Annotated in this window: 21 protein-coding genes; 8 read left to right on the top strand and 13 right to left on the bottom strand. The window is 69.7% G+C overall.

The annotated features are described in order from the left end of the window. Nucleotides 1–23: 23 nt before the first annotated feature. Nucleotides 24–1,412, top strand: a complete 1,389-nt coding sequence (locus tag AB0J66_RS10820; protein ID WP_364658378.1) for an MFS transporter — start codon at nt 24–26, stop codon at nt 1,410–1,412. A gap of 872 nt (nt 1,413–2,284) precedes the next feature. Here the strand turns inward: AB0J66_RS10820 and AB0J66_RS10825 are convergent. The 3 genes from AB0J66_RS10825 to mshA form a co-directional block, all read right to left on the bottom strand. Beyond that, a complete protein-coding gene (locus AB0J66_RS10825) occupies nt 2,285–3,076 on the bottom strand; it encodes a hypothetical protein (RefSeq protein WP_364658379.1) in 792 nt (263 codons plus the stop codon). A gap of 83 nt (nt 3,077–3,159) precedes the next feature. Next, nucleotides 3,160–3,645, bottom strand: coding sequence for a YbjN domain-containing protein (locus AB0J66_RS10830; RefSeq protein ID WP_364658382.1), 486 nt, complete (start codon nt 3,643–3,645; stop codon nt 3,160–3,162). Next, a complete protein-coding gene (mshA, locus tag AB0J66_RS10835; RefSeq protein ID WP_364658384.1) occupies nt 3,639–4,907 on the bottom strand; it encodes a D-inositol-3-phosphate glycosyltransferase in 1,269 nt (422 codons plus the stop codon). Before mshA ends, AB0J66_RS10830 begins: the two co-directional genes overlap by 7 nt. Nucleotides 4,908–5,036: 129 nt before the next feature. On the opposite strand from mshA, the gene AB0J66_RS10840 reads away from it, so the two are divergent. Both AB0J66_RS10840 and AB0J66_RS10845 read left to right on the top strand, forming a co-directional pair. Then, nucleotides 5,037–5,792, top strand: a complete 756-nt coding sequence (locus AB0J66_RS10840; RefSeq protein ID WP_364658387.1) for an SDR family oxidoreductase — start codon at nt 5,037–5,039, stop codon at nt 5,790–5,792. Nucleotides 5,793–5,852: 60 nt separating this feature from the next. Continuing rightward, nucleotides 5,853–6,620, top strand: coding sequence for a class I SAM-dependent methyltransferase (locus tag AB0J66_RS10845; RefSeq protein ID WP_364658390.1), 768 nt, complete (start codon nt 5,853–5,855; stop codon nt 6,618–6,620). A gap of 62 nt (nt 6,621–6,682) precedes the next feature. Here the strand turns inward: AB0J66_RS10845 and AB0J66_RS10850 are convergent, their stop codons facing one another. Together AB0J66_RS10850 and AB0J66_RS10855 are read right to left on the bottom strand one after the other, a co-directional pair. After that, nucleotides 6,683–7,069 (bottom strand): response regulator, encoded by a 387-nt coding sequence (locus tag AB0J66_RS10850; protein WP_360246887.1) that lies wholly within the window; start codon nt 7,067–7,069, stop codon nt 6,683–6,685. Nucleotides 7,070–7,166: 97 nt separating this feature from the next. Beyond that, nucleotides 7,167–8,063 carry a S8 family peptidase gene (locus AB0J66_RS10855; RefSeq protein WP_364658392.1) on the bottom strand — a complete coding sequence of 299 codons (897 nt, stop codon included), beginning with the start codon at nt 8,061–8,063 and terminating at the stop codon, nt 7,167–7,169. A 243-nt stretch (nt 8,064–8,306) separates the two neighbouring features. Between AB0J66_RS10855 and AB0J66_RS10860 the strand changes: the two genes are divergently transcribed. Then, complete coding sequence (locus AB0J66_RS10860) at nt 8,307–8,519, top strand: hypothetical protein (protein ID WP_364658394.1); 213 nt, start codon at nt 8,307–8,309, stop codon at nt 8,517–8,519. Nucleotides 8,520–8,598: 79 nt separating this feature from the next. Beyond that, nucleotides 8,599–9,498 carry a HAMP domain-containing sensor histidine kinase gene (locus AB0J66_RS10865; RefSeq protein ID WP_364658396.1) on the top strand — a complete coding sequence of 300 codons (900 nt, stop codon included), beginning with the start codon at nt 8,599–8,601 and terminating at the stop codon, nt 9,496–9,498. Nucleotides 9,499–9,506: 8 nt separating this feature from the next. Here the strand turns inward: AB0J66_RS10865 and AB0J66_RS10870 are convergent, their stop codons facing one another. The 8 genes from AB0J66_RS10870 to AB0J66_RS10905 form a co-directional block, all read right to left on the bottom strand. Then, nucleotides 9,507–10,298: an SRPBCC family protein gene (locus AB0J66_RS10870; RefSeq protein WP_364658398.1), complete on the bottom strand. Its 792-nt coding sequence runs from the start codon at nt 10,296–10,298 to the stop codon at nt 9,507–9,509. An 81-nt stretch (nt 10,299–10,379) separates the two neighbouring features. Further along, nucleotides 10,380–11,123 (bottom strand): hydrolase, encoded by a 744-nt coding sequence (locus tag AB0J66_RS10875; protein WP_364658401.1) that lies wholly within the window; start codon nt 11,121–11,123, stop codon nt 10,380–10,382. Between the two features lie 112 nt (nt 11,124–11,235). After that, a complete protein-coding gene (locus AB0J66_RS10880) occupies nt 11,236–12,795 on the bottom strand; it encodes a methyl-accepting chemotaxis protein (RefSeq protein ID WP_364658402.1) in 1,560 nt (519 codons plus the stop codon). Between the two features lie 99 nt (nt 12,796–12,894). Continuing rightward, complete coding sequence (gene csrA, locus AB0J66_RS10885) at nt 12,895–13,137, bottom strand: carbon storage regulator CsrA (RefSeq protein WP_364658405.1); 243 nt, start codon at nt 13,135–13,137, stop codon at nt 12,895–12,897. 82 nt (nt 13,138–13,219) lie between these two features. After that, the gene (locus tag AB0J66_RS10890; protein ID WP_364658408.1) at nt 13,220–13,618 is read right to left on the bottom strand and encodes a flagellar assembly protein FliW; all 399 of its coding nucleotides are present in this window, start codon (nt 13,616–13,618) and stop codon (nt 13,220–13,222) included. Between the two features lie 41 nt (nt 13,619–13,659). Next, complete coding sequence (flgL, locus tag AB0J66_RS10895; protein ID WP_364658411.1) at nt 13,660–14,559, bottom strand: flagellar hook-associated protein FlgL; 900 nt, start codon at nt 14,557–14,559, stop codon at nt 13,660–13,662. Between the two features lie 31 nt (nt 14,560–14,590). Continuing rightward, entirely contained in the window at nt 14,591–16,000 is a 1,410-nt protein-coding gene (flgK, locus tag AB0J66_RS10900; RefSeq protein WP_364658414.1) for a flagellar hook-associated protein FlgK, read from the bottom strand. Beyond that, on the bottom strand, nt 16,000–16,485 hold the full coding sequence (locus tag AB0J66_RS10905) for a flagellar protein FlgN (protein ID WP_364658417.1): 486 nt from the start codon (nt 16,483–16,485) through the stop codon (nt 16,000–16,002). The genes flgK and AB0J66_RS10905 overlap by 1 nt, the downstream gene beginning before the upstream one ends. 266 nt (nt 16,486–16,751) lie before the next feature. On the opposite strand from AB0J66_RS10905, the gene AB0J66_RS10910 reads away from it, so the two are divergent. The 3 genes from AB0J66_RS10910 (at nt 16,752) to fliS (ending at nt 19,874) form a co-directional block, all read left to right on the top strand. Next, complete coding sequence (locus AB0J66_RS10910; protein ID WP_364658419.1) at nt 16,752–17,993, top strand: flagellin; 1,242 nt, start codon at nt 16,752–16,754, stop codon at nt 17,991–17,993. A gap of 126 nt (nt 17,994–18,119) precedes the next feature. Continuing rightward, nucleotides 18,120–19,466, top strand: coding sequence for a flagellar filament capping protein FliD (gene fliD, locus AB0J66_RS10915; RefSeq protein ID WP_364658422.1), 1,347 nt, complete (start codon nt 18,120–18,122; stop codon nt 19,464–19,466). Nucleotides 19,467–19,493: 27 nt separating this feature from the next. Beyond that, the gene (gene fliS / locus AB0J66_RS10920) at nt 19,494–19,874 is read left to right on the top strand and encodes a flagellar export chaperone FliS (protein ID WP_364658424.1); all 381 of its coding nucleotides are present in this window, start codon (nt 19,494–19,496) and stop codon (nt 19,872–19,874) included.

A 19,874-nucleotide genomic window follows, 5' to 3' on the forward strand; every position in this document is an offset into this window, starting at 1 on the left:
AAGGTTGCCTACCCGGGGGTACTGTGCGGAGCTGGCTACGGGACACGGCGGGCGGGCTCCCGGCGACCTACTGGTATCTCTGGACCGGCATCCTGATCAACCGGGTCGGCGGCTTCGCCGTCCTGTTCCTCTCGCTCTACCTGACCGCCCAGCGCGGCGCCGGCACCGCGCAGGCCGGGCTGATCGTCGGCACCTACGGCATCGGCGGCATCCTCGGCACCCTGACCGGCGGCGTCCTGACCGACCGCTGGGGCCGCCGCCGCACCCTGCTGCTGTCCCACTTCGTCGTCGTGGCGACGCTGGCCGGCCTGGCCCTCAGCGCCGACCTGGCCGTGATCGCCGCCCTGTGCCTGCTGCTCGGCCTGTTCCAGTCGATGCCCCAGCCCGCCTTCGTCGCCGCCATCATCGACGTGGTCCCCGCCGAACGCCGCTCCCGCGCCTTCAACCTGCAGTTCTGGGCCTTCAACCTGGGCATGGCGGGCGCCTCACTGATCGCCGGCGTGCTGGCCACGTGGAGCTACGTCGGCCTCTTCCTGATCGATGCCGCCAGCACCCTGGCCACCGCCCTGCTGATCGCCTGGAAGATCCCCGAGACTCTGCCCCGCCGCGCCGTCTCCGCCGGCCCGATCGGGCAGCCCAATGCTTACGGCGCGGGCGGCTCCCGCCCGGACGGACCTTCGCGGCCGGACTTGCCTTCGCGGCCGGACGGACCTTCGCGGCCGGACTTGCCTTCGCGGCCGGACTTGCTCTCGCGGCCGGACTTGCCTTCGCGGCCGGGCGGGAAGACTGGGCCGCGAGGGCTTGGTGCAGTGCTGACGGACAGGATCTTCTTGGTCTTCGTCGGGTTGACGCTGCTGCAGGCGCTGATCTATACGCAGGCCAGCACGATCGTGCCGCTGGCGATGCAGGCCGACGACCTGAGCCCTTCGGCCTACGGCGTCGTGGTCGCCCTGGGCGCCGCCCTCATCGTGGCCGGCCAGCTCTTCGTGCCCAAGGTCATCGACGGCCACCGCAAGGACCGCGTCCTGGCCGTCGCGCTGCTGGTCAACGGCAACGGCTTCGCCGTGCTGGCCCTAGCCGACCAGCTGCCGCTCTACCTCGCGGCCGCCGTCATCTGGACGATCGGCAGCATGCTGGCCGCCCCACCCAACGCCGAGATCAACTCGGAGCTGGCCCCGCTGGAGCTGCGCGGCCGCTACCAGTCGGTGTTCTTCCTGGCCTTCCCCGCCGCCTCGTTCCTGGCCCCCGCCCTCGGCGGCGCCGGCCTGCAATACCTGGGCGACGCCCACTGGCTCATCGTCGGCGCCCTGGGCGCCACCGCAGCCGCCCTGCACCTGCTAGCCGGCCCCGCCCGCGAACGCCGCGTCGCCGCCCTCCGCTCGGAGACCGAGCAGACAGTCCCCGCCCCCTGAGAAGGCCTCGGCCGCGGATCTCGAGTCGCCCGAGATTCGAGCAGCGCCCTCGCTTCGAGCTGCCTGAGCCCGGGGCAGCACCCTCGCCTCGAGTCCCCTGAGCCCGAGGCAGTGCCCTCGCCTTGAGCTGCCTGAGCCCCAGGCAGCGCCCTCGCCTCGAGTCGCCTAAGCCCGAGGCAGCGCCCTCGCCTTGAGCTGCCTGAGCCCGGGATAGCGCCCTCGCCTCGAGTCGCCTCGCTTGAGCCCAGGGCAGCGCCCTCGTCTCGAGTTGCCCAAGCTTCCGGGCGGCGCCCTCGCGAGCCGGGGCGGGCAAGGTTATGGGCACCCGGCGGAGCGCGGGCCGGGGGCAGGCGAGATCGCTGGCAGCACATGGAGCGCGGGCCTGGCTGGGCAAGCCGCGGTCAGCACGCTGAGCAAGGACCAGGGTGCGCCACGGTGAGCGCGGGCCTGGCTGGGCAAGCCGCGGTCAGCACGCTGAGCAAGGACCAGGGTGCGCCACGGTGAGCGCGGGCGTGACTGCGTACAGCCGCAGTGGCCGCGAGAAAAAGTCGAGAGCTGTTGCACCGGCGGCGGCGGACGACGCCCATCCCCATAGGCGTCGCCCGCACTAACCGCCGGTCTCGGGTCGCGCCGTCCCCCAACGGCATATGCCACCCGTCCCCAAACGCCGGCCGCGGTGACCGTCTCCGGTCAACCAGTTCCCCGAACTAACGGTCCGGCGTCCATTGATTACGCTAGTTGGGCCGGTCAAGGCTTACAAGCCACTTGGCTGTCTGCCATCTGTCTGGACCGTCACAGTCACCGACTTTTGGCCGATCGGCGGATGACCAATCCCACATAAGTCCCGCTGAACAGCCCAATGGCGGGGCCGGTCACTCGTCCGGGTTCTCCAGCCGGAAGAAGTTGCTTCGCTTGCCACTGGTCAGCTGCTGCTGGTAGATGAAGTTGAGCCGGCGCTTGTCGAAGGCCTCGAACCACTCGGCCCAGCTGACCTCGACGAGGCGGTCGCTCTCGTCGTAGCCGGGGAAGTCGAAGCGCAGCACGCCCAGGTGGCCGTCGTGCTGGGTGCCGGCGACGGTGGACGGGACGGCCTTGCGGGCCTTGGCCCACTGGCGGATCACCTCGTGGTCGGTGGTGACGAGGGAGCGGCCGGCGCGTTCCGGCTTGTCGCTGGTCGACTTGATCTCCTGCGAGTAGTCGAGGGACTTCGACGCCTTCTTGCCCGTGCGCTTGCCACCCGACGACGCCGTGCCTTTGCCACCCGACGACGCCGTGCGCTTGCCATCCGAAGAAGACGCCGTGCGCTTGCCATCCGAAGAAGACGTCAGGGCCTTGACCAGCTTCTTGACCAGCTCGGGCTTCTTCAGCTCGTCCGTCTTCTTCACGCCGTGCTTCTTCAGCTCCCGGCGCAGGTCGTCGGCCTTCATTCGGGCGATCTTCGACTCGCTGACCTCCGGTGTGTTCGGAGTGTCGTTGCGGCTCGTCGGATTCTTCTTGGTTTCCCGGAGCGACGCCTTGACCATCTTCTTGACGAGCTCCGGCTTCTTCAGCTCGTCGGTGTTCTTGACACCGCGTTTCTTCAGCTCGCGGCGCAGGTCGTCCGCTTTCATCCGCGCGATCTTGCTTTCGCTGACGCCCGGCGTATTCGGAGTGTCGTTGGCCATGCCCGGTTCACCTCACCATTACATCGGCGTTGTCCGATCGTCTCTTTCAGTACCCGGACGATCCATGCCGACACCGGCGAAGGTCAGGAGTCCTCCGAGGGAGCGAGGTGTTTGAACGCCTGCAGATTGGCCAGGGACTCGCCGCGCTTGACGCGCCACTCCCATTCGCGGCGGATCGACGAGCCGAAGCCGATCTCCAGCATCGTGTCGAAGGATTCGTCCGAATAGGTCAGCACCGAGCCGAGCAGCCGGTCCAACTCGTCCTCGTCCAGGCCTTTGAGGGACACCCGTCCGGTGAGATAGACGTCGCCCACCGCGTCGATGGAGAACGCCACCCCGAACATCCGGGCGTTGCGGCGCAGCATCCACGCCCACAACTCCTCGTGGCGCTCGTCCGGCCGGCGCATCACGAACGCCTCGACGCGCAGCGCGTGCTCGCCGACGATCAGGTTGCAGGCGGTCTTGAGTTTGTGGGTGCCGGGCAGCGTCACCACGTACGAGCCGGGGCCGGTGGCCTCCCACTCGAGCTCCCGTTCGGACAGCGCCTTCTCGATCAGGGCGGTCACCATGCGTACGCCTCCAGGCGTTGTCGGATCAGCTCGCGGTGCTCCGTGACGGCCTCACGGTAGACCCGGATCAGGCCTTCCGCCGTACGGTCCCAGGAGAAGTCGGACGCGTGCGCGACCGCGCCCGCCGAGAGCAGTTTGCGGCGCCGCGGCGCGTCGAGCAGGTCGTCCAGCACCCGGGCCCAGTCCGCCGGGTCGTGCCCGTCGACCAGCACGCCGCTGACCCCGTCGCGAACGGCGGTGACCAGGCCGCCGACCGCGGCCGCGACCACGGGCGTACCGCACGCCTGGGCCTCGAGGGCGACCAGCCCGAACGACTCGTTGTAGGACGGCACCGCCACCACGTCCGACGCCCGGTAGAGGGCGGCCAGGCCGTCGCCGTTCTGCGGCGGCAGAAAACGGACCGAGTCGCTGACGCCGAGGGAGGCCGCCAGCTCGATCAGCGAGGTCGGCCGGTCGAGCCCGGTGCCGCTGGGCCCGCCGCAGATCACCACGGTGACGTCCTCGGAGCGCATCGCGCCCAGCGCCGAGATCAGCACGTCGGGCGCCTTGAGCGGCTGGATCCGGCCGACGAAGGAAATGATCTTGCCGTGGGTGGGCAGATCGAAACGGGCCCGGTCCACCGGGCCGGGGCGGAACCGTTCAAGGTCGACCCCCGGCTGTACGACCGTGGTCCGGGCCGGGTCGGCGTCGTAGTAGGCGACGAGGTCGCGGGCCTCGAACCGGGTGTTGGCGACGAGCCGGTCGGACTCGGCGATCACCTGTTCCTCGCCGATCACCCGGGCCCGCGGCTCGGGGCGGTCGCCGGCCGCGATCAGCCTGTTCTTGACCTTGGCCAGGGTGTGCGCGGTGTGCACGTGCGGCACGCCCCAGCGTTCGCGGGCGAGCCAGCCGACCTGCCCGGAGAGCCAGTAGTGCGAGTGGATCAGGTCGTAGTGGCCCGGCGGGCGCGCGGCCTCGGCCCGCAGCACCCCGTTGGTGAAGGCGCAGAGCTGGGCCGGCAGCTCCTCTTTCTCCAGGCCTTCGTACGGGCCGGCGGTGACGTGCCGGACCAGCACGCCGGGGGCCATCTCGACGCAGGGCGGCAGGTCGCTGCGGGTGGCCCGGGTGAAGATCTCCACCTCGACGCCGCGCCGGGCGAGGCGCTTGGCGACCTCGACGATGTACACGTTCATGCCGCCCGCGTCGCCGGTGCCCGGCTGTTCGAGGGGGGAGGTGTGCACCGAGAGGGTGGCGATGCGCCGCGGGGTCGGCCATTCTGCCACGGTTGGTCCTCCAGTGTCCGACAGAAGCGCGGGGATTGTTGCGCAGTCATTAATCTTCCCCGCCGTCGTGGGCCGAACCACTATGCAGCCCACCGGGGGTGACCCATCTCATCGGGAAGGATGGGGGGCATGCAGAACATCGCAGTGGTCACGGGCGCGTCCAGCGGCATCGGGGCGGCGACCGCCCGCCGTCTCGCCACGGAGGGGTTCCACGTCGTGGCGGCGGCCCGGCGCGCCGAGCGGCTCGAGGAGCTGGTCAAGGAGATCGGCCCGGCCGCGACGGCGGTCGCGTGCGACGTCACCTCGGACGAGTCGGTGGCGGCCCTGGCGGCCACGGTGGCCGGGCTCGGCGGCCCGGTCACGCTGCTGGTCAACAACGCGGGCGGGGCGGCCGGGCTCGACCCGGTGGCGGCCGGCGCGGTCGACGACTGGCAGTGGATGTACGACGTGAACGTGCTCGGCTCGTTGCGGATGACCAAGGCGCTGCTGCCCGCCCTGGAGCGCAGCGGCGCCGGGACGATCGTGACGGTCGGTTCGACCGCGGCCTTCACGGTCTACGAGGGCGGCGGCGGGTACACGGCGGCCAAGCACGCCCAGACCGCCCTGGTCGGCACGCTGCGGCTGGAGCTGTCGGGCAAGCCGGTCCGCGTCATCGAGGTCGACCCGGGCATGGTCCGCACCGACGAGTTCTCGCTCAAGCGGTTCGGCGGCGACCGGGCCAAGGCCGACGCGATCTACGAGGGTGTCAAGGAGCCCCTGGTCGCCGAGGACATCGCCGACATCATCGCCTTCGCCGCGACCCGCCCGCACCACGTCAACCTCGACCGCATCGTGGTCCGGCCGATCGCCCAGGCCGCCCAGCACAAGGTCCACCGGGAGAAGTAGGAAGTTGCCGGCATGACCGACTGCACCGGAGCGGACGAAGGGGCGTAGGGCCAGGAGGGCATGCCAAAGATGGCTCAGCGACCGGTCGGCGCGATCACCCGGGGGACGACCAATCCCAACCGGCTGCGCCGCGTCGACAACTTCATCGCCTTCCGCTGCGGCGACCTGCTCCGGAACGCGCCGCAGCCCCTGGTCATCGATCTGGGCTACGGCGCCACGCCGGTCACCGCGGTCGAGCTTCGGAGCCGCCTGGCGGCGGCGGTCCGGGCGGACGTCACGGTGGTCGGTCTCGAGATCGATCCGGTACGCGTCGTAGCCGCGCAGCCGCACGCGGCGCCCCCGCTGCTCGAGTTCCGCCGCGGCGGTTTCGAGCTCGCCGGCCTGCGCCCGGTCGTCGTGCGGGCCTTCAACGTGCTCCGCCAGTACGCCGAGGACGAGGTGGCCGCCGCCTGGCGTCAAATGACCGCGACCGGCGCCGTCCTGATCGAGGGCACCTGCGACGAGCTGGGCCGGATAGCCACCTGGGCCGTGGTCGAGGACGGGGTGCCGGCCACTCTCACGCTTTCGGCCCGCCTGTCCGATCTGGATCACCCCGCGACTTTCGCTGAGCGGTTGCCCAAGGCCCTGATCCACCACAACGTCCCGGGGCGGCCGGTGCACGAGCTGCTGCGTGCCCTCGGGCGGGCCTGGGAGACCGAGGCCACCCCGTTCGGCCCCCGCCAGCGCTGGCTGGCCACCGTCCGCCGGCTGCGTGACGAGGGCTGGCCGGTCCAGCACGGCCCGGCCCGCTGGCGCCTGGGCGAGCTCACCCTGCCCTGGCCCGGATGAAAGAAACCGGATGAAAGAAAAGCGCCGCCGTCCTTGGGGACGGCGGCGCTCTCGGGGACGGGTCAGAGCACGGAGCGCAACGTCTCGACCAGGGCCTCGCTGCTGAAGGGCTTCTTCACCAGCAGGGCGTCCTCGGCGATCAGGCCGTCGGCCACGGCGATCTCCTTGGGCAGGCCGGAGATGTAGACGACCCGCATCTCCGGGCGCAGCTCGGTGGCCGAGCGGGACAGCTCGCCGCCGGAGACGCCGGGCAGGCCGAGGTCGGTGATCAGGATGTCGATGTCGCCCGGATGCTGCCGGCAGGCCTCGATGGCCTGCGTCGAGTCGCCGGCGATCAGGGTGTCGAAGCCACGCCGTTCCAGCATGCGCCGCATGATGTCGCGGAGGTCCTCCTCGTCGTCGACGACCAGGACTGTGGGTCGCGTATCGGTTTCGGGCGCCTGCGACATGGGTCCTCCTGTGACTAACGAACCGAGCCGGGATTCACGCTATCCGCGCGAAGTTGCACGGTCCGGCCTTTCAGCGACTGAGGCCCTTTCACCGGGTTCATCGGGCGAGGTAGCCGGTGTAGAGCATCCGGTTGGGCGTGCCCGGGCCCGGATTGCGGATCGTGCCGGTCGCGGCCTGGGCCACCAGCTCGTCGCGGACCTGGGCCGGGGTGTACGAGGGGTGGGCGGCGAGCACGAGCGCGGCCGCCCCGGCCACGTGCGGGCTCGCCATCGAGGTGCCGTTCATCTGCTTGGTCGCGGTGTTGGACGCGGTCGAGGCGCCCTCGATCCGGACACCGGGGGCGAAGATGTCGACGCAGGAGCCGTAGTTCGACGACGACCATCGGGTGTCGTTCCGGTCGGTCGCGCCCACGGTGATGGCGGACGGGGTGCGCGCGGGTGATTGCGTACAGGCATTGCGGTTGTCGTTGCCCGCCGCCACCACCACGGTGATGCCCTTGGCCACGGCCCGGTCGACCGCGTCGTCGAGCGCCTTGCTGGTGGTGCCGCCGAGACTGAGATTGGCCACGGCCGGGCGGGCCGTCTGCCGGGCGACCCAGTCGATCCCGGCGATGATCGACTTGTAGGAACCGTTGCCCTTGCAGTCGAGGACCCGTACGCCCACGAGCTTGACGTCCTTGGCGACGCCCAGGGTGGCGCCCCCGATGGTGCTCGCCACGTGGGTGCCGTGGCCGTTGCAGTCGCCGTCGTCGCCGTAGCCGTCGGTGGCCCGCCCACCGAACTCGCGATGGGAGGTGCGGATGCCGGTGTCGACCACGTAGACGGTGACGCCGGCCGCCGCGGGCGCGGCGTACGACGACGACAGCGGCAGGGTGCGCTGGTCGATGCGGTCGAGGCCCCAGGTGGCGGTGGTGCCGGCGGCGACCGCCGTTCCCGGAAGAAGGGCGGTGGCGAGCGCGACGGCGGCGCCGGTGAGCGTCGTGGCGATGCGCAAAGGTTCGTCCTCTCAGTTGCTTCGGCCACTTCACCGGGGAGAAAGGCATGCCGAAGGCGACTGAGGGAAAGGTTGCGGGGAACCGATGAGCCCTACGGGACCCGCAAAGTTGCACGTGGGTTGTAACGCCTCCGCAGCGGCCCTCACCGCCTGGAAGATCGAAGAGAAGAGCTAAACCCGTGCGGCGGAGGGCCGATCTACCCGGAGTACCGCTACACACCGCCACCGAGCAAGGAGAGCGATATGTCCAGCCTGCTGTCGCCCGAGATCGTTACCGTCGATTCGCTGACCGACCGCTGTGACCGGTGCAGCGCGGCCGCCCGTCTGACGGTCACCCTGACCACCGGCGGCGAGCTGGCCTTCTGCGGTCACCACGCGAACCGCCACCACGAGGACATCAGCCGCGTGGGTGAGCGGATCGTCCTGGAGCAGGGCTTCGAGTGGGCGGGAAAGTAACCGCTTTATAGGCATTCGCCGCGTTATGCTCGTTTCCTCATATCCTTGAGGGGACCGGGTGCAGAGTGCGGCGCATGATGTGGGCAGGCTGTCCCGGCTGACCGCCGGGGGTGCCGGGGCCGCGGTCGCCGTCTTCGGCGCCGCGGCCCTGCTCACGGCGCTTCGACGCCACCAGCGGCGGTCGGCCGGCGAGCTCGCTGAGCGCGCGGGAGTCGCGGCCGGCCCCGTCGGCGTCCCCGACCGCAAGCACTCCGCGGAGAGGTTCACCGAGCACGCGGCCGAGCTCGAGCAGGGCAACACGATGCTGCGCGAGGCCAACGCCCGCCTGGAGGCGGCGCTCACCTTCAAGAACGACCTGACCTCCATGCTCACCCACGACGTGGCCCAGCCGATCAGCTCCATCGCCAGTCTGGCCGAGCTGCTCAAGGCCGACTGGGACGACCTGCCGGACGACATCCGGCTCGAGCTCGCCACGAAGATCGACAAGAACACGCAGCGTCTGATCAAGATGATGAACGACCTGCAGCTGCTGTTCCGGCTCGACATGGGCTCGGTCACCGCGCGGCGCGCGCCCGTCCCGCTGCGCGAGGTGGCCGAGACGGTGGCCGCGGCCTCGTCGGCCGGCCCGCACGACGTCCGGGTCACGATCGACGACGGGCTGTCGGCGCTGGCCGACCGTGGTCACGTCACGGCCGTGCTGCAGAACCTGGTCAACAACGCGGTGGCGTACGGGTCGCCGCCGATCGAGCTCAGCGCCGAGCGCCACGGCGAGACCGTGGAAGTGACCGTGCGCGACAACGGCCCGGGCATCGCCGACGAACTGCTGCCGAACCTCTTCGGGCGCTTCATGCGCGGCGCCGGCCTGGGCCTGTTCATCGTCCGGCACCTGGCCGAGGCGAACGGCGGATCGGTCCGGTACGAGCATGCCGTGCCGCAGGGGGCGAGGCTCGTCGTCGCCTTCGAGCTCGCCCCCGTCTGAGAGGCCCGTCAGAGGTCGTGGGCGCTGCCCCGGTCCTCTTCGTTGATCATGCCGTCGCCCCACGCGTCCTTCTGCGGGGTGCGCCCGCCCATCCGGGCCGAGCCGGCCGAGCCGCTGATCGGGCCCGACTTGGCGATCCGGCGCCCCGGGGGCAGCACGTCGTCGAGGTCGTGGGCGCTGCGGATGCCGGGCGCCGAGGTGATGTCCACATTGGTGCCGGCGTTGGCCGCCAGGCCACCGTGATGCGGAAGGTCGATGCGGCTGGCGTTGCTGCGCTCGGCCGCGCTGGTGCCCCAGCCCGCGCCGGGGTGCGGCGGGCGGTGGCGGGCCCGGGCGGCGACCGCGGCCGGTGAGGGCGCGAGCCGCTTCGTGCTGGCGCCGCCGAGCTCACCGCTCTCCACCAGGCCCTTGAAGGCGGTCAGGTCGTCGCGGAGCCGGCGGGTGAGCGACTGCTGGCCGTGCCGGTCGTTCGGCATGAGGAACGCGATGTCGGCCTCGAGCTGCGCGACCACCTGGGTCTTGGTCTCGCCCAGCGGGCGCAGCGTGAGGGTCTCGGCGAGCAGCGGGCCCTCCATCGTCGACCACGAGACGCGCTCGTCCATCCGGCGCTCGGTGATCTGGGCGTCGAACTCGCGGGTCTTCCCCTCGACATCCATGATCCAGTGGGTCTGATCGGCGCCGAGGGGGGTGACCTCCCGGACGCCGCTCATGAACCGTGGGTAGTTCTCGAACGTGGCGAGTTGCTCGTACACCGTGTGCAACGGTGCACTCACCTCGATGGCCTGCTGAACCATGCTCATCGCATACCCCCATACCTGCGCGTGCCGACTATCGGCATCACTGAGCGTACGTATGGGGCTACCGGACGATCCGGGTTTCGTTCAGACCCGGCGCACGTACTGCCACCGGCCCACCTCGGCCGCGTACCGGGCGTCACTCGCGGGCACCATCGCCACCTCCGCCGCACGCAGCATGGCCACGATCCGGCCGGACGGGCTGCGCCAGGCCTCGCTGATCTCGACCAGCGTGCCGGTCTCCCGGCAGGCCGCGGCCAGCGCGCCGATCAGGTCCGAACAGAGCACGGCGTCGTCCAGGCCGACCTCGGTGAGCAGGCGCAGCGGCCGGGCCAGCTGGGTCGGGGCGTACCGGCAGGCCCGCCGCAGGCCGAGGATCGTCGCGGCGACCAGGCTCTCGGCCACCTGCTCGGCGGTCATCTCGCCGCCGGAGATCAGGGCCCGGACCTCACGGGGGCCGAGCACGCCGCGCTCCAGCGGCAGACCGGAGACGGCGACCGACACGGCGTCGACGTGACTGAGGTCGGCCGGCAGGGCCAGCCAGCCGTCGGGGCGTACGACCTCGACCTCGGCCGCGACGCGCAGGGTGAGATCGGTCCGGCGGCGGGCCCGGGCGATCGCGTCGGCGTAGGCCGGCAGCCACGTGGTGTCCGGGCCGGCCTGGTCGGCGAACGTGATCCCGGTGAGCCCGGCCCGGTCGGCCGCGGACACCACGACACCGACGCTGTCCCGCCCGGCCGCGAAGCCGGTGTGCACATGCGCGTCCGTCGTCAGATCCAGCGCGTCGACGGCGCGTACGCCCCCGATGACTGATTCCCGCTCTGCGGTCACGTTCTCTCCCGGACTGGATCGGCCGACGGGGGTTCTTCCCATCTGACGTCGAGAGTGCGGGAGCGATGTTGTCAACCCCGGTGTGCCGCTGGTGCGGTCCGGGTGCGCGTGCTCACAGCCGGAAGGTCCCGACCAGGTCGCGCAGCTCGTCGGCGGTGCGGGAGACGTCGCCCGAGGCCTGCCGGGTCTGCTCGACGCCGCGCACCGACTCGGCGCTGGCGGCGGAGACGTCGGAGATGTTGTGCGCGATGCGGGCCGAGCCGTTGGCCACCTCGGCGATGCTGCGGCTCATCTCGCCCGTGGTCGCGGTCTGCTCCTCGACGGCCGAGGCGATCGTCGTCTGGAACTCGTTGATCTGCGCGATCACCTCGGAGATGCGCGAGATGACCTCGACCGCGCCGCTGGTGTCCTGCTGGATGGCCGCGACCCGGGAGCCGATGTCCTCGGTCGCCCGGGCGGTCTCCTGGGCCAGGTCCTTGACCTCGCTGGCGACCACGGCGAAGCCCTTGCCGGCCTCCCCGGCGCGGGCCGCCTCGATGGTGGCGTTGAGCGCGAGCAGGTTGGTCTGCTCGGCGATCGAGGTGATCAGCTTGATCACGTTGCCGATCTCGGCCGAGGAGTCACCGAGCTGGCGGACGGTGTCGGTGGCGCGGGCCGCCTCGGAGACCGCGACCGAGGCGATCTGGGCCGACTCGCTGGTGTTGCGGGAGATCTCCCGGATGGCCAGGCCCATCTGCTCCGAGCCGGCGGCGACCGACTGCACGTTGCGCGAGATCTCCTCGGCCTCGGCCGAGGCCGCCTGCGACTGCCGGTCGGTGTTCTCGGCCGCCTCGGAGATCCGCGCCGCCACCACGGAGAGCTGCCCCGCGGCCGCGGCCAGCGCGTCGGCGTCCTGGCCGATGGTCTGCATGGAGGTCCGCATCGACTCGATCGCCCCGTCCAAGCCGGCGGCCATCCGGCCGAGCTCGTCGCGACTGGTGATGCCGCTGCGCCCGGTCAGGTCGCCCCGGGCCAGCGCGTCGATCACCGCCCCCAGCGTGCGCACCGGCACCAGGATCGAACGGGCCAGCGGGATCGCGAGCGCCACCAGCAGGATCAGGCCGGCGATCGCGACCACCAGCGACAGCGTCCGGGTGCTGCGAACCGTCTTGGCCATGTCGGCCTGTTCGGCCGCCACGGCCGCGGTGACCCGGTCCGACAGGGCGCCGAGCTCGTCGTCGGTCTTGTTGTTGCGCTCCGAGATCTCGCCCAGGCGCGAGGCCACCGAGCCGGCGCCGGCCTTGGCCGCGGTCGTGAACTCGGTGATGAAGGAGCTGAAGTCGACGAAGTCGGGCCGGTCGTCGGCGAACGTGGCCGCCAGGTCGCCGGGCAGGTTCGCGGCCACCACCGCGTCGGCCGCGTCGGTGGACGACTGCACGTCGTCGAGCACGTCCTGGGTGACGTCCTGGCCCAGGGCGGAGCGGTAGGCGTCCACCTTGAGCTCGCTCTGCCGGGTGTCGAGATGGTTCAGCGCGGCCTGCCCGGACTGCAGCCGCGACACCAGATCGGCCTGGTCGGCGAGCCGGCTCTGCCCGGCCAGCGAGATCGACGCCAGGGCGGCCAGCATGACGGCCCCGACCACCACGATCAACGCCAGTCGCTTGGCGATCCCCAGCTGGGCGAGTCGCGACATCGCATCTCCCTTGGCAACTGTTCTGCACTCGCGCGGAGACGCGGCCGGCAACGTCCGCCCCGCACTCTCTTACCAAGAGCGCGGGGGCGCCGGACACGCTCAGGCCGGCGTGTCCGGCGTCTGCAGCAACTTCGAGACCGCTTGGACCTCGTCCTCCGTGGGCGACGCGGCCTCCTGGTTGGCCGCCCGCAGCTCCCGGTACACCTCTTCGCGATGCACCTGCACGTCACGCGGAGCCTGGATGCCCAGCCGGATCACGTCGCCGCGCGCCTCGAGCACCGTGATGATGACGTCGTCGCCGATCATCACGCTTTCCCCGGCGCGCCGGGTCAGTACGAGCATCGTCGGTGCCCTCCTCCATCCGTGGACGGACAGCATCGCGAGACGGCGCGGCCGCGGGGACCGCGACCGCGCCCGTGACGGTTCAGTAGGCCCGGTTCATGATCGCGCGGACCGGGAGACCGGAGCCGCTCAGCACGACCTGCATGGCCCGCATGCTGTCCCGGTCGACCACGATCGGCGCCAGCAGGTTCGCCGTGGTCTCGTCCTGGCCGGCCGTGATGACGGTCAGCAGGAGCAGGCGGTCCGGGTCCTTGCTGTTCAGGGCCGCGAAGACCTCCTTCTCGATCTCCGGCGCGTAGTCCGGGAAGAAGGGCTCCGGCGGCGCGACGAGGAAGCGCAGCTCCGGGTCCTCGATGGACGTGAACGCGTAGAGCAGCCCGTCTTCGTTCAGCCGCACCAGGACGAACTCCCGGTGGGCCGGGAAGCCCGGCATGGGCACCGCCATGGTGATGGTCGGCAGGCCCATGGACGCGTCGGTCATGGAGGCCTCAATCGGTCGGTGCGCGGTGCGAGTACTCATGGTCACCTCAGGAAATCGATGAGCGAGGGCTGGATCACCTTGGCCGAGGCGGCCAGGGCGGCCTGATACGAGGTCTGCTGGATCTGCAATTCCATGATCGCCTTGGGCAGGTCGACATCCTCGATATCGGACAGCTGCGACGTCACGGACAGCAGATGGTCGTCTGCTGACTGCTTCATCTGCGTAATCCGATTATATCGGGCGCCAACGTCCGAAAGGGTGGACTTTAGTAAATCGTGGGCCGAATCGAGTCGACCCAGCGCATCGTCCAGCGCCGCGTGGTCGTTGTCGTCCAAAGCCGTGGAAATGTCACTCAGTACCTTGAAGAGCTGAGTGTCGCTGTCGTTGGCGCCGAACGCGTCGACGCCGTTGGCCTCGATACGGACCCGGGCGTTGGGGCCGACCGTACGGGTGGTCTCCGCGGTGTTGCCGACGTACTTGCCGGTGTCGTCGAAGGCCGTGTCGCCCGGGGTGGTGCCACCGAAGACCGGCCGGCCCATGTACTTGGTGTTGGCCTCGCCGATCAGCGACTGCCGGATGTTGTCGATCTCGGCCTTGAGCGCCCCGCGGCTGCCGTCGTCGGTGGAGGCCGCGTTCAGGCCCTGCACCGTCAGGTCGCGGACCCGGATGATCTGACTCGAGGCCGCGCCGAGCTTGTCCTGGATCGTGCCGAGCCAGCCCACCCCGTCGTCGGCGTTGCGCGTGTACTGCTGGGTGGCGCGCAGCTCGCCGCGCAGCTGCAGCGAGGTGACCGTGCCGGTCGGCGAGTCGGACGGCTTGCTGAGCACCTTGCCGCTGGAGATCTGAGCCTGCAGCTTCTGCCCGCGGGCCATGTTGCGCTGCAGGTCACCGAGCATCCGGTGGGACATGCTGCTGTCGGTGACCCTGCTGGGAATCGTCATGCTGCCCTCCTCACTGGAGACTCACCGCTGATCAGCGGCCGACCAGGCCGGTGCGGTTGATCAGCTGGTCGAGCATCGAGTCGATGGTGGTCAGCACGCGGGAGGCGGCCTCGTAACCGCGCTGGAAGGTCAGCATGTTGGTCATCTCCTCGTCGAGGTTGACCCCCGACTCGGCCTCGCGCGTGGTGTCCACCTGGTCGGTGACCGCGTCCTGGATGTCGCTGCGCCGCGCGGACGCCTGCGAGGCCACGCCGAGTTGCCCGATCATGGTCTGGTAGGTCGCGTCCGGCCCGGTCGACGACGTGCCCATCTCGGACAGTGAGTCGGCCACGCCGTGATCCAGCGCGGCCAGCTCGGGGTCGAGGTTCTTGGGGTTGCCGGCCGAGAACGCCACCTTGTCGGGCGTGGTGACCAGCACCTTGATCTCGCCGGCGGTGGTGCCCTGGAAGAACGCGGTCCCCTCGTCGCCGTTGATGTCATAGCCGGCCATGACCGCGTCGTTGACGTTCTTGGCGAGCGAGGCGGCCACGTCGTCGAGCTGGCCCGAGATGGTCGGGATGATGTTGTTCATCGTGTCGAGCATCGCGCCCATCTGACCACCGGTGGTCACGGGCATGTCGGTGTCGTTCCACTTGAGAGCGACGGGGGTGTCGGCGGTCCACGCGGCGAGCGAGGGCGGGCCGGTCAGCTCCACTGTGCGCGTCGAGAAATCGCTGACCAGCGGGGCCGTGCCGAGGTAGACGTTGACCGCGCCGTTCGTCTTGCTCTGCGTGGTCGCCCCGGTCAACTCGGACAGCTGCATGATCTGCACATCGCGCTGGTCCATCAGCTCGTTGGCCTCGAGGCCGGCCGAGTGCGCCACCACGATCTGCTGGTTCATGTCGGCGATCGAGGTCGCCAGGTTGTTGACCTGGCTGACGAACGCCTGGGCCTGGGTCCGGTTGGCGGTGAACTGGTTGTCCAGCGACGCGTGGGTGTCGTTGAGGGTGGTGGCCACGGTCTGGCTGCGCTCGATCAGCGCCGACCGGGTCGACGGGTCCTGCCAGTTGTTGGCCACGTCGTTCCAGGCGTCCCACATGTCGTGCATGCGCGCCTGCAGCGCGGTGTCGCTCGGCTCGGCCAGCACACTCTCGATCTGCGCGTACGACGTCTTCTGGGTCGACAGGTACGCGGAGTTGGCGTGCTCGGTGCGCCCGCGCTCCTCGAGGTACGCGTTGCGGCCGCGCTCCACCGACGAGACAGTGACGCCGTTGCCGACCTGGGTCGTCGTGGCATAGACGCCCGGGTTCAGGCTGCCGGTCTGGGACTGCATGCGGACCTTCTGCCGCGTGTAGCCCTCGGTGTTCTGATTCGCGATGTTCTGGCCCGTGACGTCCAGGCCGCGGCGCTGCGCGTAGAGCGAGGTGAGCGCCGTGTTCAAACCGCCGAAGGTACTAGCCATCAGATTGCCTCATCAACCAGGCTGGAGCGGCGCACGCCGCCCGAAACGGTCTGCCCCTGCGGTCCGTACGTTTCCACAGATTCGGTGAACGCGAGCATGGTTTCGCGGGCCGCCCGCTGACCGGCCGTCAGCAGATCCCGGTTCACGTCGGCGAGGGCGCTGATCTCGGAGGTCAGCAGCAGAAAAGCCTTGCGGTGCTGGTGCAGCAGGTCGCCCCAGGGCTCGGGGGCGGCGTCGGCGAGCTCACCGAGCGAGGCCTCGGCCGGCAGGCCCAGCTCGACGGCGCAGTCCTGGGCGTAGGCGGCCCGGATGACCTCGGTCTGCCGGATCTGGTCGAGGACCACCTCGACCTCCCGGGTGGCGTGGCTCAGCCAGCGGGACCGGTTGGCCGCGAGGAGCAGCTGCTCCTCCTCAAGCTTGAACAACAGCATCTCGAGCAGCTCACGTGACCGCCACAGGACGCTGGCCAGGTCGGTCAGACTCACCCCTGGACCTCCGTCTCGCCTCGGGCCGGGCACGTCCTGCTGACGAGCCCGCTCATTCGGACAGGTCGGCACGTCCCCGACTCCGCTGAGGGATTTCCCCCGATCGGGCCATTTCCTCCGGCCGCCCACTTTCTTCGGGTTCGCCGGAAAAGGGCGAAGAAATCTCGCAGACTGCTCATGAACCGTCGGCGCAGCGCCGAACGGAATGGCGTACGCCTCGGCTCAAGGACGGGCCGGCACAGAGACCCCTCAGGGAGGAACCACTCATGGGTCTTCGTATCAATCAGAACATCGCCGCTCAGAACGCCTACCGGAACCTGTCGGTCACCGACAGCCAGATGTCGAAGTCGCTGGAGAAGTTGTCCAGCGGTTTCCGGATCAACCGGGCGGCCGACGACGCGGCCGGTCTCTCGATCTCCGAGGGCCTGCGCTCGCAGATCGGCGGTCTCAAGGTCGCCGTCCGCAACACCCAGGACGGCGTCAGCGTCGCCCAGACCGCTGAGGGCTCGCTGAACGAGGTCACCTCGATCCTGCAGCGCATGCGTGACCTGTCGGTGCAGACGGCCAACTCGGGCGCCACCGACTCCGAGGCCGCCAAGGCCTCGAACAAGGAGATGCAGCAGCTGAACGCCGAGCTCGACCGGATCGGCGAGACCACCTCGTTCGGCAAGTCGAAGCTGCTCGGCGGTGCCTTCGGCGCGACCACCAAGACCGACACCGCCGGCGCGACGGCACAGAGCGCGAGCGACATCGCGGACGCCATCAAGGCCGTCAAAGACGGCACCGACATGACGTTCACGCTGGACAAGGTCGCCGGCAAGACGCTGGACGGCACCGGCGGCAACCCGTCGGCGATCACCGTCACGGTCACGGCCGAGGACCTGAAGAACGCCACGACCGGCCAGGACATCGCGGCCGCGGTCAATGAGAAGATGTCGGCCGCGCTGAAGGCCAACGGCTTCCAGGGCACCGAGGTCTCCATGTCGGCCAAGACCAAGATGGCCGACAACGGCGGCACCACCGAGGCCATGACGACCTTCTCGTTGAGCGGCGCCGGCGACTTCACCGCCACCGGCGCCCCGATGGGCGTCTCGACCGCCATGGAGACCGTCGAGGGCGGAAACACCGGCAAGTTCCAGGTCGGCGCGAACCGCACCGAGAGCATCAACATCAACATCGGCGCGGTCGACTCGGAGTCGCTCGGCACCGGCGTGCTCGACCTGACCAAGGACCCGGACGCGGCCATCGACGTGATCGACAAGGCGATCCAGTCGGTCTCCGACAGCCGGGCCTCGCTCGGTGCGGTCCAGAACCGCTTCGAGCACACCATCAACAACCTGAACGTGGCGGTGGAGAACCTGTCCGCGTCGGAGTCGCGTATCCGTGACACCGACATGGCCCAGGAGATGGTCTCCTTCACCCGTTCGCAGATCCTCACCCAGGCCGGCACGTCGATGCTGTCGCAGGCCAACCAGTCGGCGCAGAACGTTCTCTCGCTGCTGCGCTAACCGAATTGCCACCGTCGGGAGCTGAATCTCCCGGCCGCGTGACCGAATAGGTGGGGGAGACCGGCGGAACATGCCGGCTCCCCCACTTCGTTTCAAGGCTCTTTCCGCACCGAAAGGCAGGCGCCCGTGTCCACCTCGGTTGACGGCCTCGTCAGTGGCCTCAGCACCTCGTCCGTGATCTCCTCGCTCATGCAGGTCGAGGCCCAGCCTCAGAACCGGCTCAAGAGCAAGGTGTCCACGGCGCAGACCGCGGTCACCTCCTACCAGTCGGTCAACGCCAAGCTCGCCGCCCTCAAGAGCGCGGCCGAGGACGTCGGCAAGCTCGCCACCTGGCGCGCGGTCAAGCCGACCTCGAGCTCGACCACGGTCACGGCGACCGCCACGGGCGGCACCAACACGGCTTCCGGCACGACCATCTTCACGGTGGGCAGCCTGGCCGGCAATCAGATCAACACGGCCAAGGTGGCCAAGGACGGCAACCTCACCGAGGCCGCCACGCTCGAGTTCACGGTCGGCGGCGAGGCCCGCACGGTCACCCTCGGCGAGGACAAGACCGCCCAGGGCGTCGCCAACTCGATCAACGCGGCCGGCATCGGCGTCAAGGCCGTCCTGGTCACCACCGGCAGCGACACCAACATCCTGCAGCTCAGCGGCACCAAGACCGGTTCCGACGCGTCCTTCAGCGTGGACAGCGGGCTCGAGGGCACCGACCTGACCCAGGTCGCCGAGGCCAAGGACGCCCGGCTCGACATCGGTGGCGGCGACGGGGTCGACGGCGGTTACAGCGTCACCAGCAAGACCAACACCTTCACCACGCTGATGCCGGGCGTCTCGATCACCGTGTCGAAGCTGGAATCCGACGTCACGATCAGCGCCGACTCCGACATCAGCGGCATGTCGGCCAAGATGCAGGCCCTGGTCGACGCGGTCAACGGCACGCTCGGCGAGATCAAGACCCAGACGGCGTACGACCCCGCGACCAAGAAGGGCTCGCCGCTCACCGGCGACTTCATGGTCCGCAACATGTCACAGGCGTTCCTCAGCAAGATCAGCCTCGGTATCTCCTACGACAACCCGGTCTACAACGAGACCACCAACCCGGGCGTCGACAAGACGCTCAACATCTCGCTGTCGAAGCTCGGCATCGAGCTCGACAAGACCGGCCAGCTCAAGTTCGACCCGACGAAGTTCAAGGCCAACTACGACGAGAACCCGCAGCAGTTCCAGGCCGCGGCCATCGCCTTCGGCGACCAGATGCGGGAGATGTCGGTCGACCAGACCAAGAACGTCACCCAGATCGTCACCGGCCGTAAGAACGAGATCGACAGCCTCACCAGCCAGATCGAGAACTGGGACCTCCGCCTGGAGGCGCGCAAGGCCTCGCTCCAGAAGACGTACTCCGACCTCGAGGTGTCCCTCGGCAAGATGAAGCAGCAGTCGACCTGGCTCGCCGGGCAGCTCTCCGGCCTCTGACCCATTCGCGCCTGACCGAGGAGAATCATGCCCCAGCCGAATCTGCGTGACCGCTACCTGCAGGACTCGATCAACACCGCCTCGCCCGCCAAGCTGCTGATGATGCTCTACGACCGTCTCATCCTCGACCTCATGCAGGGCGAGGAGGCGCTGGGGGCCGGCGAGCTCGAGGTCGCCCACGAGAAGATCACCCACGCCCAGGAGATCGTGATCGAGCTGCAGGTCAGCCTCGACGTCGAGGCCTGGTCGGGCGCGCCCGGCCTGGCCAACCTCTACGGCTACGTGCTGACCGAGCTGATCGGGGCGAACATCGCCAAGGACGCCGGCCGGGTCGCGGCCGTACGGGGCTTCCTGGAGCCGCTGCGCGACGCCTGGCGAGAGGCCGCCGCCTCGGCGGTCACGGGCTGA

Source organism: Actinoplanes sp. NPDC049598, from assembly GCF_040675435.1.
Classification (GTDB): Bacteria; Actinomycetota; Actinomycetes; order Mycobacteriales; family Micromonosporaceae; genus Actinoplanes.

Coding starts and splice junctions, on each gene's coding strand:
- AB0J66_RS10825 (WP_364658379.1), bottom strand. CDS start 3,076: ATGGCCAACGACACTCCGAATACGCCGGGCGTCAGCGAAAGCAAGATC.
- AB0J66_RS10830 (WP_364658382.1), bottom strand. CDS start 3,645: ATGGTGACCGCCCTGATCGAGAAGGCGCTGTCCGAACGGGAGCTCGAG.
- AB0J66_RS10840 (WP_364658387.1), top strand. CDS start 5,037: ATGCAGAACATCGCAGTGGTCACGGGCGCGTCCAGCGGCATCGGGGCG.
- AB0J66_RS10845 (WP_364658390.1), top strand. CDS start 5,853: ATGCCAAAGATGGCTCAGCGACCGGTCGGCGCGATCACCCGGGGGACG.
- AB0J66_RS10850 (WP_360246887.1), bottom strand. CDS start 7,069: ATGTCGCAGGCGCCCGAAACCGATACGCGACCCACAGTCCTGGTCGTC.
- AB0J66_RS10860 (WP_364658394.1), top strand. CDS start 8,307: ATGTCCAGCCTGCTGTCGCCCGAGATCGTTACCGTCGATTCGCTGACC.
- AB0J66_RS10870 (WP_364658398.1), bottom strand. CDS start 10,298: ATGAGCATGGTTCAGCAGGCCATCGAGGTGAGTGCACCGTTGCACACG.
- AB0J66_RS10880 (WP_364658402.1), bottom strand. CDS start 12,795: ATGTCGCGACTCGCCCAGCTGGGGATCGCCAAGCGACTGGCGTTGATC.
- csrA (WP_364658405.1), bottom strand. CDS start 13,137: ATGCTCGTACTGACCCGGCGCGCCGGGGAAAGCGTGATGATCGGCGAC.
- AB0J66_RS10890 (WP_364658408.1), bottom strand. CDS start 13,618: ATGACCGACGCGTCCATGGGCCTGCCGACCATCACCATGGCGGTGCCC.
- flgL (WP_364658411.1), bottom strand. CDS start 14,559: ATGACGATTCCCAGCAGGGTCACCGACAGCAGCATGTCCCACCGGATG.
- flgK (WP_364658414.1), bottom strand. CDS start 16,000: ATGGCTAGTACCTTCGGCGGTTTGAACACGGCGCTCACCTCGCTCTAC.
- AB0J66_RS10910 (WP_364658419.1), top strand. CDS start 16,752: ATGGGTCTTCGTATCAATCAGAACATCGCCGCTCAGAACGCCTACCGG.
- fliS (WP_364658424.1), top strand. CDS start 19,494: ATGCCCCAGCCGAATCTGCGTGACCGCTACCTGCAGGACTCGATCAAC.